Source organism: Roseateles sp., assembly GCF_036486225.1.
Classification (GTDB): Bacteria; Pseudomonadota; Gammaproteobacteria; order Burkholderiales; family Burkholderiaceae_C; genus Roseateles.
In genome coordinates, this window is sequence record NZ_DASVNZ010000012.1 from 26,237 (window position 1) to 41,185 (window position 14,949).

At 69.4% G+C, this 14,949-nt stretch carries 10 protein-coding genes; 7 read left to right on the forward strand and 3 right to left on the reverse strand.

What is annotated here, in order from left to right; all coding sequences use genetic code 11:
- Positions 1 to 133 precede the first annotated feature (133 nt).
- Complete coding sequence (locus VF536_RS01250; RefSeq protein ID WP_331612960.1) at positions 134 to 847, reverse strand: SDR family oxidoreductase; 714 nt, start codon at positions 845 to 847, stop codon at positions 134 to 136.
- 133 nt (positions 848 to 980) lie between these two features.
- Between VF536_RS01250 and VF536_RS01255 the strand changes: the two genes are divergently transcribed.
- A complete protein-coding gene (locus VF536_RS01255; protein WP_331612962.1) occupies positions 981 to 1,892 on the forward strand; it encodes a LysR family transcriptional regulator in 912 nt (303 codons plus the stop codon).
- A 25-nt stretch (positions 1,893 to 1,917) separates the two neighbouring features.
- Here VF536_RS01255 and VF536_RS01260 read toward each other — a convergent pair whose 3' ends face one another.
- Entirely contained in the window at positions 1,918 to 2,802 is an 885-nt protein-coding gene (locus tag VF536_RS01260) for an alpha/beta hydrolase (RefSeq protein WP_331612963.1), read from the reverse strand.
- Between the two features lie 176 nt (positions 2,803 to 2,978).
- Here VF536_RS01260 and VF536_RS01265 point away from each other — a divergent pair, with 176 nt between their 5' ends.
- Complete coding sequence (locus VF536_RS01265) at positions 2,979 to 3,884, forward strand: LysR substrate-binding domain-containing protein (RefSeq protein ID WP_414710248.1); 906 nt, start codon at positions 2,979 to 2,981, stop codon at positions 3,882 to 3,884.
- A 9-nt stretch (positions 3,885 to 3,893) separates the two neighbouring features.
- On the opposite strand, the gene VF536_RS01270 is transcribed toward VF536_RS01265, so the two are convergent.
- Positions 3,894 to 4,355, reverse strand: a complete 462-nt coding sequence (locus tag VF536_RS01270; RefSeq protein ID WP_331612965.1) for a Cd(II)/Pb(II)-responsive transcriptional regulator — start codon at positions 4,353 to 4,355, stop codon at positions 3,894 to 3,896.
- A 57-nt stretch (positions 4,356 to 4,412) separates the two neighbouring features.
- Between VF536_RS01270 and VF536_RS01275 the strand changes: the two genes are divergently transcribed.
- The 5 genes from VF536_RS01275 (at position 4,413) to VF536_RS01295 (ending at position 14,897) form a co-directional block, all read left to right on the forward strand.
- A complete protein-coding gene (locus VF536_RS01275; protein ID WP_331612966.1) occupies positions 4,413 to 6,794 on the forward strand; it encodes a cation-translocating P-type ATPase in 2,382 nt (793 codons plus the stop codon).
- 228 nt (positions 6,795 to 7,022) lie between these two features.
- On the forward strand, positions 7,023 to 8,564 hold the full coding sequence (locus VF536_RS01280; protein WP_331612968.1) for a peptide MFS transporter: 1,542 nt from the start codon (positions 7,023 to 7,025) through the stop codon (positions 8,562 to 8,564).
- Between the two features lie 382 nt (positions 8,565 to 8,946).
- Positions 8,947 to 10,140 (forward strand): efflux RND transporter periplasmic adaptor subunit, encoded by a 1,194-nt coding sequence (locus tag VF536_RS01285; protein ID WP_331612969.1) that lies wholly within the window; start codon positions 8,947 to 8,949, stop codon positions 10,138 to 10,140.
- Between the two features lie 18 nt (positions 10,141 to 10,158).
- Positions 10,159 to 13,461 (forward strand): multidrug efflux RND transporter permease subunit, encoded by a 3,303-nt coding sequence (locus VF536_RS01290; protein ID WP_331612971.1) that lies wholly within the window; start codon positions 10,159 to 10,161, stop codon positions 13,459 to 13,461.
- A complete protein-coding gene (locus VF536_RS01295; RefSeq protein WP_331612973.1) occupies positions 13,458 to 14,897 on the forward strand; it encodes a TolC family protein in 1,440 nt (479 codons plus the stop codon). The genes VF536_RS01290 and VF536_RS01295 overlap by 4 nt, the downstream gene beginning before the upstream one ends.
- Positions 14,898 to 14,949 lie beyond the last annotated feature (52 nt).

Below are 14,949 nucleotides of genomic sequence, written 5' to 3' on the forward strand. Positions count from 1 at the left end.
GTCCGTTCGGGTCCCGGACTGAACCGTCCGAACGCCCCTCGGCCCTCCTGGGAAGAGCGCACGCCCACTCCGTCACGGAAAGTCGGGCGCTCCCGGCGTGGGCGGTGCGCTCGCCGATTCGTCCCCGGGGCGTTCACTGGATCAGCGCACCGCCCTCGATGTCGATGACGCTGCCGGTGACGAAGGGGTTGTCGATGACGAAGAGATACCCCGCCGCGAGGTCCTGGGCCCGCCCCGCGCGACCGGCCGGCAGGGTCGAGGCGGCCTTGGCGAGCATCGCGTCGCGCGCCTCGGGCGCCATGCTGGCGTAAGCCTCGGTGTCGGTGAGACCCGGGCTGACGACGTTCACGCGCAGCGGGGCGAGCTCCCGCGCCAGCACCTTCGCGGAGGCCTCCAGCGCGGCGTTCATGGCCGTCTTCACGAAGGCGCCGGGGACGGCGCGGCGCGCCAGGAAGCCGGAGGTCAAGGTCAGCGAGCCGCCCGGGCGCAGCCGGCCGGCGGCCGCGCGGGCCACGGCGATCGCGCCCCAGAACTTGATGTCGAATGCTGCCTTGGCCGCGTCCAGGTCCAGCGACGCCACCGGGCCGCCCGGCGCCTGGGAGCCGGCGGTGAAGACGACGTGGTCCACGGGCCCGATCGATTCGAAGAAGGCGGCCACGGCCGACGGATCGGCGACGTCGAGGCCGGTCGTCAGACCCGCGGCGATGACCCGGCCGGGGCGTGCGCTCAAGGCGTCGACCACGGCGCGGCCGATGCCGGAGGTCCCGCCAATGACGACGCTGACGGTGTCCGGTGTGAATGTGGGGCTCGACGGCGCGATGACGGGAGTGGTCGTCGTCGCGGGCATGGCTGCGGTTGTGGTCGAGGAAGCAGGGTGTGCCATGGCGTGTTCCAGGTTGTTTGATGGTTGCCAGTCTGGAATCAACCAGAGCGCGATTGAAGCGGGTAGTCGGCTAAGCTTTTTCAAAGAAAATCGAACAATGACCCGGATCACCGACCTCGAACTGCTGGTGCGCATCGCCGATCTCGGCAACCTGACCGCGGCGGCGAAGGCGCTGGACTGGTCGCCGGCCGCCGCGAGCGCCGCGCTCAAGCGGATGGAGGAGCAGCTCGGCTTTCCGCTGTTCGTGCGCAGCACCCGCAGCCTGCGGCTGTCGGGCGAAGGCCAGCGTTATCTGCCGCATGCGCGCTCGGCGCTTCAGGCGCTGATCGATGGCCGCGACCAGGCGCTGGCCGGTCGCGAAGCGCTCTCCGGCGAGCTGCATCTGACGGTGCCGTCGGACCTGGGTCGTCACGTGCTGCTGCCGTGGCTGGAGCAGTTCCAGGAACGCCACCCCGAGCTGACGCTGCGTCTGCAGATCGGCGACCCGCTGACGGATCTGCTCCGGCGCCCGGTCGATGCCGCAGTCCGCTACGGCCAACCGACGGGCGGCACCCAGGTGGCCTTGCCGCTGCTGCCGGACTGCCGCCGGGCGCTGGTCGCCGCGCCGCACTACCTGGCACTGCACGGGATGCCGGCCTCGCCGGAGGACATGGCGCGACACGAGGCGCTGCGCTACCTCGTCGGCGGCGAGGTGCCGACCCACTGGCCGGTCGAGATCGCCGGCCAGCCAGCGGAACTGCCGCTCGCCGGGCGCCGGGTCGCCGACGACGGCGAGGTCGTCAAGCGCTGGGCGCTGGCGGGACTGGGACTCGCCTACAAGTCGTGGCCGGACGTGGCCCAGGAGCTCGCCAGCGGCCAACTGGTCCATGTCAACCCGCACTGGCGAGGCGACCTGGCCCCGCTGCACCTGATCGTGCCCGGCCGCGCGCAGCTGTCGCCGGCGCTGCGGCAGGTCCGGGACGAACTCCGACGACGTCTGGAAGAGTTCGCCCGCGCCATGCCGCGCTGACACACGGCGCGGGTGCGCTCCGCCCTCAACCGAAGACGGCCTTGATCTCCGCCGCGACCTGCGGCGCGAACTCGTCCAGCACGAAGTGACCCCCGTCCAGCCAGACCAGCTTGGCCTCGGGCAGGTCGTTCAGGTAGGCGCGGGCGCCGGGCGGGATGAAGATCGGATCGTTCTTCCCCCAGACGATCAGCGTCTTCGGGCGATAGCGGCGGAAGGCCGCCTGCCAGTCCGGATACAGCGCGACGTTGGTCTTGTAGTTCTCCAGCAGGTCGACGTTGGCGTCCTGCATGCCGGGCCGGTCCAGCAGGGCCTGGTCGACGATCCAGTGGTCGGGATCGATCCGCTCGGGGTCCCTCACGCCGACCAGCCAATGCCACTTCGTACCGGCCAGGGTGATGAGCTGGCGTGCGGGGGCTTCGCTCTCCGGCGTGCGCGCTTCCCACAGCGGCCCGAACACCGTCTTGGCCTCGTCGCCCACGCCGTCCAGGTAGGCATTGGCGTTCTGGATGATGAAGCCCTTCACCTGCTCGGGCCGTTGCTGGAACAGGCGGAAGCCGATCGGGCCACCGTAGTCCTGCATGTAGAGCGTGTACGCGCTCAGCTCGAGCACGTCGACGAGGCCGGCGACGTGTGCGGCCAGGTTGTCGAAGGTGTAGGCGAAGTCTTCGCGCTTTGGCGCTTCCGAGTGGCCGAAGCCGATGTAGTCGGGCGCGATCACGTGGAAGCGGTCGGCCAGCAGCGGGATCAGCGGATTGAACATCCGGCCGCTGGTCGGCAGGCCGTGCAGCAGCAGCAGGGTCGGGGCCGTCGGGTCGCCGGCCTCGCGGTAGGAGACCTGCCGGCCCAGGACGGTCGCGGTGCGGTGGCGGATGGCGGCGGTCTGGCCGCGGTCGACGTTGGTGGCGCTCATGACGGTTTCCTTGGCGCCCTCCCCGGGTCGGTGACCCGCCTTGGAAGGCATGGGATGCAGTCTCGGCATTCCCGGATTCCTGCGGAAGCCGCTAGGATCGAGAGCAACCCTCCCGAAAACTGGAAGGCTTGGCCGCATGCGCCGGGTCGTGAGCGCTCATGGATCGAATCGACGCAATGGCGATGCTCCTCGCCGCGGTGGACGCCGGCAGTCTGTCGAAGGCCAGCCAACGGCTCGGGCTGCCGCTCGCGACCGTCAGCCGCAAGGTCGCCGACCTGGAGAAGCACCTGCGTGCGTCGCTCCTGATCCGCTCCGCCAAGGGCCTGGACCTGACCGACGCCGGGCGTTCGTACGTGGAGGCGGCACGGACCATCCTCGACCAGCTCAACGAGGCGGAACGCGCCGCCGCCGGCGAGTACACCGAGCCGCGCGGCGAGCTGATCGTGACGGCGCCGACGATGTTCGGGCGATTGCATGTGCTGCCGACGGTCATGGCGTTCCTGGACGCTTTTCCCGAGATCGCCGTCGAGCTCAAGTTCACCGACCGGGTCGCGCATTTCCTAGACGACCAGATCGACGTCGCCTTGCGCATCGGCGAATTGCCGGACAGCAGCCTGGTTGCCACGCGGCTCGGCGAGTGCCGCCACGTGCTCTGCGCGTCGCCCGCCTACCTGGCGATCCACGGCGCGCCGGAGACGCCGGACGACCTGCGCCGCCATCGTGTGGTGTCCTTCGGTAGCGTCTCCAGCGACGGCGCGTGGCCGTTCCGGCAGGACGGCGCGACGCGTTCGGGGACGTTCCGCTCGCGCCTGAGCGTGACGACGATCGACGCGGCCATCGATGCCGCGCGCGCCGGCGCGGGTCTGGCGCGGGTGTTGTCGTATCAGGTCAACGACGACGTCCGGGCGGGGCGCTTGCGGCTGGTCCTCGAGGACTTCGAGGCCGCGCCCCGGCCGGTGCACCTCGTCTACGCGCCGCGCAGCCAGAGCCGGCTACCGCTGAAGCTGCGGGCGTTCATCGACTTCGCGGTCCCGCGGCTGCGCGATCGCCTCGTGCAGGCGGCGCTGCCGGCGACGGGCTGAGCGTCCGCCTCAGGCCACGCCGCCGCGCGGCGTCGGGGCGGCGCCCTCCGGATGGCAGGCGCAGGCCTCGCCGTGCGCCGCGGACACGAGTTCCTCGAGGATGCCGCAGGCGTGATGGTCATGGTCCGCGTCGCAGCGTTTCTGCAGGGCGACCAGCTGCGCCTCGAGCGCCCGCATGCTCTGCAGCCGGGCGCGGACCTTGCCGAGTTGCGAGGCCACCAGCACGTCGACCTTCACCAGCTCCTCGGGGTCGCGGGTCTCCAGGCTGTCCAGCAGCAACGTGACGTCCGCCAGCGACATGTCCAGCGCCCGGCAATGCCGGATGAAGGCCAGGCGCTCCAGGTGCGCGTGGGCGTAGTCCCGGTAGCCGTTGTCGCTGCGCGCGGGCGGGGGGAGGAGGCCGCTCTTCTCGTAGAAGCGGATGGTCTCGATGTCCACGCCGGTGGACTTGCTCAGTTCGCCGATTCGCATGTCGATCAGGATAGCCGCTTGACCTTGGAGCGGCTACAGACTATCCAATCCACCCTCATGGCACATCAGGAACACGATCACCGCCCCGCCGCGCCCGAGTCCACCGCGTCGTCCTGCGGCGGATGCTGCGGTCACACGGCCGTTGCACCGGCGCTGGCGCCCTCGCCCGCCGCGACCCCGACGGCGGCCCCGCACGGGCATCGTCACGATGCCGATCACGGCCATGGTCACGACCACGACCACGACCATGGTGCGTCGTGCGCCGCGCCAGCGTCGAAGTCGCCTGCACCGACCGTCGAAGAACTTGCCGGCACGACGCGCCAGCGCTACTTCATCGCCGGCATGGATTGCCCGACCGAGGAAGGCCTGCTGCGCAAGCAGCTGCAAGGGAAGGACGGCGTGGTCGCGCTCGAATTCGACCTGATCAACCGCCTGCTCGACGTCCACCACCGCCTGCCCGACGACGCGCCGCTGCGCGCCGCGATCAACGCGGCCGGCATGAGCGCCGAGCCCATCGCGGCCGAAGCGCCGCCACCCGTGCCGCCGCCGGCGATCTCGACCGGCCTGAAGTGGCGCATGGCGATCGCTGGCATCGCCGCGATCGCGGCAGAGACGCTGGCGTTCTCCGGCTTCGACGAATCCGGCCCCGTGGTGATCGCGCTGTCGGTGGCGACGATGCTGCTCGGCGGCCTGCCCACGCTGCGCAAGGGCTGGATCGCGCTGAAGAGCGTGACGCTGAACATCCACCTGCTGATGAGCCTGGCGGTGATCGGCGCGATCGTGCTCGGGCAGTGGCCCGAGGCGGCGATGGTGGTGTGGCTGTTCGGCCTGTCCGAGATGATGGAGAGCCTGAGCCTGGCGCGCGCCCGCGACGCCATCCGCGCGCTGACGCAGCTGGCGCCTGAGACCGCGCAGGTGCAGGGCGCGGACGGCCGCTGGACGTCGGTGCCCGCGGCGGACGTGGCGATCGGCGCACGGGTCCGCGTCCCTCCGGGCGAGCGCGTGCCGCTCGACGGCCGCCTGCTCACCGGACGTTCCAGCCTGAACGAGGCCGCGCTGACCGGCGAGGCGATGCCGGTCGACAAGGCGCCCGGTGACGCGTTGCTGGCCGGCAGCATCAACGGCGATGGTCTCCTGGAGATGGAGATCACCGCCGGCAAGGGCCACACGCTGCTCGACCGCATGGCCGCCGCCGTGCAGCAGGCCCAGTCGCAGCGCGCGCCGACGCAGGCGTTCATCGACCGCTTCGCCCGCGTGTACACGCCGGCGGTGGTGCTGGTGGCCGTCGCGCTGGCGGTCCTCCCGCCGTTGCTGGGCCTCGGCACCTGGAGCGACTGGATCTACAAGGGGCTGGTCTTGCTGGTGATCGCGTGCCCCTGCGCGCTGGTGATCTCGACGCCGGTGACCGTCGTCAGCGGCCTGGCATCCGCCGCGCGGCGCGGCATCCTGATCAAGGGCGGCCTGTACCTGGAGCGCGCGCAGCAGCTCAAGACGCTGGCCTTCGACAAGACCGGCACGCTGACCGAAGGCAAGCCGCAGCTGGCGGCGGTGCAGCCGCTGTTTCCCTCGGTGAACGCCGACCAGGCGCTGCACCTGGCCGCGCGCCTGGACGCCGGCAGCATGCATCCGCTGGCGCAGGCGATCGTCGCGGCGCACGCGGCGCGCATCGGCTCCGTGCTGGAGCCCGTCGATCATCTGCAGAACCTGCCGGGCCTGGGCCTGACGGCGCAATTGGACGGCGCTGAATTCGCGCTCGGCAATGAGCGCCTGGCCGAGCAGCGCGGCGCCGTCGACGACGCGGCCCGCAACGCCGCCCGCGCACTGCAGGCGCAGGGCCACACGCTGGTCTGGCTGATGCGTGGCGCGCAGACGCTGGCCTTGCTGGCGCTGTCGGACACGCCGAGACCCGAAGCCATCGAAGTGCTGAAGACGCTGCGTGCGCGCGGCCTGACGCTGACGATGCTCAGCGGCGACCAGCGCGCGAGCGCCGTCGCGATGGCGGGCCGGCTCGGCATGCCGGAGGACGCGGTGCGCGCGCCGTTGCTGCCGCAGGACAAGCTCGACGCGATCGCGAAGCTCGCCGACGAGCAAGGACCGGTCGCGATGATCGGCGACGGCGTCAACGACGCGCCGGCGCTCGCACGTGCCGACATCGCGATCGCGATGGGCGCCGCCGGCAGCGCCACCGCGCTGGAGACCGCCGACATCGCGCTGATGCAGGACGACCTGCGCAAGCTGCCGGAGCTGATCGACCTGTCCGAGCGCGTGGCGACGGTCCTGAAGCAGAACATCGTCGTGGCGCTGGGCCTGAAGGCGATCGTGGCGGCGCTGACGCTCGCGGGCATCGGCTCCCTGTGGCAGGCGGTGCTGGCCGACGCGGGCGCGAGCCTGCTGGTGGTGCTCAACGGCCTGCGCCTGCTGCGCGAAGAGCGCCCTTGACGGCCGTCCCGACCTAGGGAGAGCCCTAGTGCCGGGGAGCGGGTTCACGCTGACCTTTCGCTGACAATGGCGCCGCCTGCCGCTGGCGGGCCCCAAGGGATCGGATCGATCCGGGGCCTGGACCAGCGGCAAACGCGTTCTGATCCCTGGAACGCGGTTTCCCGTGACCCGGAGCGCCGGGTCATTGATTCCCCAGCGATCCCTCAGCGATCGATCACGGAGCGTCGTTTGAACACAATTCAAACTCCCGGAGCGCGGCAGACCATCCTCGGCCAGCCCAACAGCCTGTTCGTCCTGTTCTTCACCGAGATGTGGGAACGGTTCTCCTACTACGGCATGCGGGCGCTGCTCGTGCTGTACCTCATCTCCGAGGCCGCCAAAGGCGGCTGGGGCTGGACGCGCGAGGAGGCGACCAGCCTCTACGGCACCTACACGATGCTGGTGTACCTGACGCCCATCATCGGCGGCTACATCGCGGACCGTTTCCTGGGCACGCGGCGCTCGGTGGTGCTGGGCGGCTTCATCATCGCGGCCGGCCACATCGCGCTGTTCTTCGACACCAAGGCGACCTTCTACGTCGGCCTGGGTCTGGTGATCCTCGGCACGGGCCTGTTCAAGCCGAACATCTCGGCGATCGTGGGCCAGCTCTACAACAAGGACAACGAAGGCCAGCGGGACGGCGGCTACACGCTGTTCTACATGGGCGTGAACGCGGGGGCCTTCTTCGGCATCTCGCTGTGCGGCTACATCGGCGAGAAGATCGGCTGGCACTACGGCTTCGGCCTGGCGGCGGTCTTCATGATCCTGGGCGCGCTGCAGTTCTGGCTGGCGCAGGGCATCTTCGGCGACATCGGCGGCGTGCCGAGCAAGAACGCGCCGCTGGTGGATGCGAGCGAGCCGCTGGACGACACGCCGGCGCACATCGTGCGCGACCGCCTGATCGCGATCGGCGTGTTCTCCTTCTTCACGATCTTCTTCTGGTTCGCCTTCGAGCAGGCCGGCGGATCGATGACCATCTTCGCGGCGGACTACACCGACCGCGCGCTGGTGGGCACGAGCGGGCTGATCTTCAAGATCGTCAACTCGCTGATGACGCTGATCCCGGTGGCGATCCTGAGCTGGCTGCTGGTCAAGCTCGGCCGCAGCACCGAGGGCCTGTACAAGCTGTCCAACCTGCTGCTGGCGCTGGCGCTGGCGGTGATCTGGGGCCTGTCGCTGTGGATGCTGGGGCGTGAGTTCCAGATGGAGCAATCGGAGATTCCGGCCACCTGGTTCGGCGTGCTGAATTCCTTCTTCCTGGTGATCCTGGCGCCGATGTTCAGCAAGATGTGGGAGCGTCGCTGGAACCCGAGCGGTCCGGTGAAGTTCGGCGTCGGGCTGGTGCTGCTGGGTCTGGGCTTCGCGGCGCTGTCGTACGGCGCGTCGGGCATCCCGGCGGGCGCGAAGACGGCGCAGGTCAGCATGATCTTCCTGACGCTGGCCTACCTGCTGCACACGATGGGCGAGCTGTGCCTGTCGCCGGTCGGGCTGTCCTACATCTCCAAGCTGGCGCCGGCGCGCCTGCTGGGCCTGATGTTCGGCGTCTGGTTCGTCAACGCCGCGATCGCCAACAAGATCGCCGGCATGACGGGCTCGTACATCGACGCGATCTCGTCGACGTACTCCATGTCCACCTTCTTCCTGATCTTCACCATCGTCCCCGCGGGCGCCGGCGTGCTGCTGATGCTGCTCAGCCCGGTGATGAAGAAGCTGATGCACGGCGTGCATTGAGCACCGCGAAGGGTCCTCCGGGATCCTTCACGACGCCCCTCGACGAAGAACCCGGGCTTGCCCGGGTTTTTTGTTGCCTGCGTCGCGGCTCACGAGCCGGGCGAAGCGGCATGCGAAAGGACGGCCCGTGCTGCGAAGCACCAATCTGGGTCACTCCGCCCTCCTTGCCCAATCCTCCGAACCCCCATCCTCCTGACGTTTTCCGGCAGTGTCTCCGACGAGACTTGCTCACAACCTTGCCCAGGCAGTCAATCGTTTCCAAGAAGCCCTCCGGCAAAGGGACAGGTATTGCCTGGGGCACTGGAAGCGTTTTCATGTACCGCGTACATTCCGCCGCACGCTGCGGTGCAACAGATGCCGTGGGCGTTTTCGGGAGTGATGCATGGCTGGACCTTCTTTCAATCGCAACGCCGTCGCCGGTGCCCTGGTGGCGCTGCTGCTGACCGCCTGTGGACAACAGGATCAACAACAACAGCATGGCGGCCCCCCGCCCGTGACGGTCGCCCCGGCGATCTCGCGCGAAGTCCAGGACTTCGATGAATTCACCGGCCGCCTGGAAGCGCCCGACACCGTCGAGATCCGCGCCCGTGTCGCCGGAACACTCGACAAGGTCCACTTCCGCGAAGGCCAGGTCGTCAAGAAGGGCGATCCGCTCTTCACCATCGATCCGCGTCCGTTCCAGGCCGAGGTCGCCCGCGCCGAAGCGCAGGCCGCCGCCGCCCGCACCGCCGCCGAGCTGAGCAAGTCCGACCTGGGCCGCGCCGAGAAGCTCGTCGCCATCCAGGGCGTCAGCCAGCAGGAGATCGACCAGCTCAAGGCCGCCGTCCGCAACAACGAGGCCAACATCCGCGCCGCCGAAGCCGCCGTGACGCAGGCCAAGCTGAACGTGGAGTTCACGCAGGTCCGCGCCCCGGTCTCCGGCCGCAGCTCGCGCGCCAACGTGACGCCCGGCAACCTCGTCAACATCGGCGAGCCGGTGCTGACCACCGTCGTCTCCAGCGACAAGGTCTACGCCTACTTCGACGCCAGCGAGGCGACCTTCCTGAAGTACGCCGCCGCCGCCCGCGCCGGCGGCGCCAAGCGCGAGCAGGCCACCAAGGTCACGCTCGGCCTGGCCAACGAGCAGGGCTACCCGCATGAAGGCCGCATGGACTTCGTCGACAACCGGCTGAACCCGGCCACCGCCACCATCCGCGGCCGCGCCGTCTTCGACAACAAGGACGGCCTGTTCGTCCCCGGCCTGTTCGCCCGCGTCAGGCTGGAAGGCACCGGCTCCTACACCGCCACGCTGATCCCGGACCGCGCCATCGGCACGGACCAGGCCAACAAGGTCGTGATGGTCGTCGGCGCCAACAACATCGTGGCCCCCCGTCCGGTCCAGGCCGGCGCGCTGTTCGACGGCTACCGCGTGGTCCAGGGCGTCAAGCCCGGCGAGCTCGTGATCATCGACGGCCTCCAGCATGCGATGCCCGGCGCGCCGGTCACGCCGCAGCAGGCCAAGCTCGACGACAAGGGACGCCCCGTCGCCGCGCCGCAGGGCGCCGCCCCCGCCGCTCCCGCCGCGTCGTCGAAGTAACCCGACGCGAGGCCGTCCATGGATATCTCACGCTTCTTCATCGAGCGGCCGCGCTTTGCGTCGGTCCTCTCGATCTTCATCTTCCTGGTGGGCCTGCTGGCGATCTTCCGGCTGCCCATCTCCGAGTACCCGGAAGTCGCACCGCCGCAGGTCGTCGTGCGCGCCCAGTTCCCCGGCGCCAACCCGCGCGTGATCTCCGAGACGGTGGCCACACCGCTCGAGGAACAGATCAACGGGCTGGAAAACGTCCTGTACTTCGACAGCCAGGCCACCGCCGACGGCGGCATGACGCTGACGGTCACCTTCAAGATCGGCACCAACCCGGAAGCCGCGGAAACGGCGGTCCAGAACCGCATCAACCGTGCGCTGCCGCGCCTGCCCGACATCGTCCGGCAGATCGGCGTGACGACCGAGAAGTCCAGTCCCAACCTGACCATGGTCGTCCACATGGTCAGCCCGGACAACAGCCGCGACGCGCTGTACCTGCGCAACTACGCGCAGCTGCAGGTCCGCGACGAGCTGCTGCGCGTGCAGGGCATGGGCTCGGTGCAGGTGTTCGGCTCCGGCGACTATGCGATGCGCATCTGGCTGGATCCGGCCAAGCTGGCCGGTCGCGGCCTGACCGCCTCCGACGTCACCAACGCCATCCGTGAGCAGAACACGCAGGTCGCGGCCGGTGTCGTCGGCGCGCCGCCGGCGCCCAAGGGCACCGACTTCCAGCTGCAGATCAACACGCAGGGCCGCCTCGTCACCGAGGAAGAGTTCGCCGACGTCATCATCCGCACCGACACCGCCACCGGCGGCCTGGTCCGGGTGCGCGACGTGGGCCGTGTCGAGATGGGCCCCGGCACCTACGCGCTGCGCAGCCTGCTGAACAACAAGGAAGCGGTCGGTATCGGCATCTTCCAGGCGCCGCAGTCCAACGCGCTGAACATCTCCAAGGATGTGCGCGCGACGATGGAGCGCCTGAAGGCCAGCTTCCCGGCGGGCGTCAGCTACGACATCGTCTACGACCCGACGCGCTTCGTCGCCACGTCCATCGAGAAGGTGATCCACACCCTGATCGAGGCCGTGCTGCTGGTCGTGCTGGTCGTGATCATCTTCCTGCAGACCTGGCGCGCGTCGATCATCCCGCTGCTGGCCGTGCCGGTGTCCATCGTGGGCACGTTCGCGGTGCTGCTGCTGCTGGGCTACTCGATCAACACGCTGACGCTGTTCGGGCTGGTGCTCGCCATCGGTATCGTGGTCGACGACGCGATCGTGGTGGTCGAGAACGTCGAGCGCAACCTCGAGGACGGGCTCACGCCGCACGCCGCGACGATCAAGGCGATGCAGGAGGTCTCCGGGCCCATCATCGCGATCGCGCTGGTGCTGTGCGCGGTGTTCATCCCGCTGACCTTCGTCCCGGGCCTGTCGGGCCAGTTCTATCGCCAGTTCGCGGTCACGATCGCGATCTCGACGGTGATCTCGGCGTTCAACTCGCTGACCCTGTCGCCCGCCATGGCGGCCTTGCTGCTGCGTCCGCACGACGCGCCCAAGGACCCGATCATGAAGGTGATGGACAAGCTGTTCGGCCGGTTCTTCCACTGGTTCAACTGCTTCTTCCAGCGCCGCAGCGAAGGCTACAGCCGCGGTGTCACCGGCATCCTGCGCCGCAAGGGCGGCGCGCTGATCGTCTATGCGATCCTGCTGGGCCTGACCGCCCTGCTGTTCACGCGCATCCCGTCGGGCTTCGTGCCGGCGCCGGACAAGCAGTACCTGATCGGCATCGCGCAGCTGCCGGCCGGCGCCACGCTGGACCGCACCGAGGAAGTCATCCGGCGCATGAGCGACATCGCGCTCAAGGTGCCCGGCATCCGCGACTCGATCGCCTTCCCCGGCCTGTCGATCGCCGGCTTCTCGGCCGCGCCCAACGAAGGCATCGTGTTCTTCGGCCTGGACGAATTCGAGAACCGGACCACCGCCGACAAGTCCAAGGACGCAATCCTGGGCAAGGTCAACGGCGCGATCCAGCAGATCCAGGGCGCGCGCATGTTCGTCGTGCCGCCGCCGGCGGTGGACGGCCTGGGCAACGCGGGCGGCTTCAAGGTGCAGGTGCAGGACCGCTCCGGCCTCGGCGAGCAGGCGCTGTACGGCGCCGTCTGGGGCACGCTGGGTCCGATCTACGGCGATCCGAAGAGCGGCATCGGCACGCCGTACTCGACCTACGACATCAACGTTCCTCAGCTCTTCGCCCACGTCGACCGGGTCAAGGCCAAGCAGATGGGCGTGAAGTTGCAGGACATCTACGACACGCTGCAGATCAACCTCGGCTCGCTGTACGTCAACGACTTCAGCCGCTTCGGCAAGACCTACCAGGTGATCGTGCAGGCGGACGCGCCCTTCCGCGCCAACGCCGGCAGCATCACCGACCTGAAGACGCGCAACGAGCGCAACGAGATGGTGCCGCTGGGTGCGCTGATGAACGTCGATCCGACCTTCGGACCGACGCGCGTGACGCGCTACAACGGCTTCCCGAGCGCGGACATCAACGGCGCGGCCAAGCCCGGTTTCTCCAGCGGCCAGGCCGAGGCGGAGATCGAGCAGCGACTGAAGAACCTGCCGCGCGGCATGACCTACGAGTGGACGGAGCTGACCTACCAGGACCGGCTGACCCGCGACATCAAGGTCGGCGGCTTCGCGATCCCGACGCTGGGCGCGGTGCTGGCAATCTCGGTGCTGCTGGTGGTGCTGGTGCTCGCGGCGCAGTATGAAAGCTGGTCGCTGCCGCTGGCCATCATCCTGATCGTGCCGATGTGCATCCTGTCCGCGCTCTTCGGCGTGTGGCTGTCGCACTTCCCACCGTTCGCTCAGGCCGGGGATCTCAACATCTTCTCGCAGGTGGCGCTGGTGGTGCTGGTCGGTCTGGCGTGCAAGAACGCGATCCTGATCGTCGAGTTCGCCAAGGAACTCGAGGAACGCGGCGAAGCGCTGCACGACGCGATCATCCACGCCTGCCGCATGCGGCTGCGTCCGATCCTGATGACCTCGATCGCGTTCTGCGCGGGCGTCATCCCGCTGATCCTGGGCTCCGGCGCCGGCAGCGAGATGCGTCGCGCGATGGGCATCGCGGTGTTCTCGGGCATGGTCGGGGTGACGCTGTTCGGCATCTTCCTGACGCCGGTGTTCTACGCGCTGCTGCGCAAGAGCACCGAGAAGAAGCGGGCTCACGCGGTCGAGCTGCGTCATCAGATCGATGCCGCCGCCCATCCGTTCCATCCGGGCGTCGACGACGCCGACCCGCCCAAGGGCGGCACGCCTTCGCCGAAGGGGGGCGCATGATGTTCTTCCGAGTCTCTCTGATGGCCGCCGCGGCGGCCGCGACGATGGCCCTGACGGGCTGTTCGACGGCGCCCGCGCCGAAGAAGTCCGAGGTGCCGCTGGCCAACGGCTTCGCCAACGCGCCGCAAGGCGACGGCGCCGCGCTGGCGCAGGCGCCGGTGGGCCGCTTCTGGCAGGGCTTCAACGACACCGGGCTGGATTCGCTGGTGAACCGCGCGCTGCAGGCCAACACGGACCTGCGCATCGCCTCGGCCAACCTGCGCGAAGCGCGGGCGCTGTCGCGCTTCGCCGATGCGCAGCTGTTCCCGACCGTCGACCTGACGGCCGGTGCCGGCCGCGCCCGCGCGCCGGACTATCAAGGCAACCCGCAGAGCAGCAACGCGTTCTCGGTCGGTTTCGACGTGCGGTGGGAGGCGGACCTGTTCGGTCGCCTGTCCGACGAGCGCCGGGCCACCGCGGCCGAGCTGCTGGCCGGCGAGGCGGGCCTGCGTTCGGCGCAGGTCAGCGTCGCGGCGGAAGTGGCGCGCAACTACTTCGAGCTGCGCGGCCTGCAGGAGCAACTGCGTGTCGCCCAGCAATCGCTGGAGACGCAGCAGGGCGCGTTGAAGCTGGTGGCTGGTCGCCAGGAAGCGGGCCGCGGCAACGGCTTCGACACCGAGCGCGCCCGCGCGCTGGTGCAGAGCACGGCGGCCACGATTCCTTCGCTGGAGATGGCGCTGGCGCGCACGCGCTACCGCTTGGCTGTGCTGACGGGTCAGCCGCCGACGGCGCTCGACGTGGAACTGTCCGACGTCAAGCCGCTGCCGGGTCTGAAGACGATCGCGCTGGACCGCATCGGCACGCCCGAGGACCTGCTGCGTCGTCGTCCGGACGTCCGTGCGGCCGAAGCGCAGGCGGCCGCGGCTGCGGCGCGTGTCGGCGTGGCGCGCTCATCGATGTTCCCGCGCATCACGCTGGGCGGCACGATCGGTCAGAACGCCTCGCGCATCGGCGACCTGGGCGACGGTCCGGCGTATGCCTACAACCTCGGCGCGCAGCTGGTGTGGAACCTGATCGACTTCGGTCGCATCCGCGCGCAGATCGCGGCGGCGGATGCCCGCAACGAAGCGGCCTTCATCAGCTACGAGCGCACCGTGCTCGCCGCGCTGGAGGAGACCGAAGGCGCGCTGGTGACTTACAACCGCAGCCAGCAGCAGGCGCAGGCCTTGTTCGATGCGGCCGTGTCGGCGGAGCGTGCGGCCAACATCGCGCGTGAGCGCTTCAAGGTCGGCATCAGCGACTTCCTCGCCGTCCTGGATGCTGAGCGCGAGCTGCTGACGGCGCGCAACCAGCTGGCGCAGTCGCAGACGGCGGCGGCGACCTCGCTGGTCGGCGTCTACAAGGCGCTGGCGGGCGGCATCGATGCCGAGGCGCCCGCGCCGACGGCGATGCGCTGAGGCGTCACCGCCACAACGACGAAAGGGGCCTCGGCCCCTTTTCTTTTTCCGC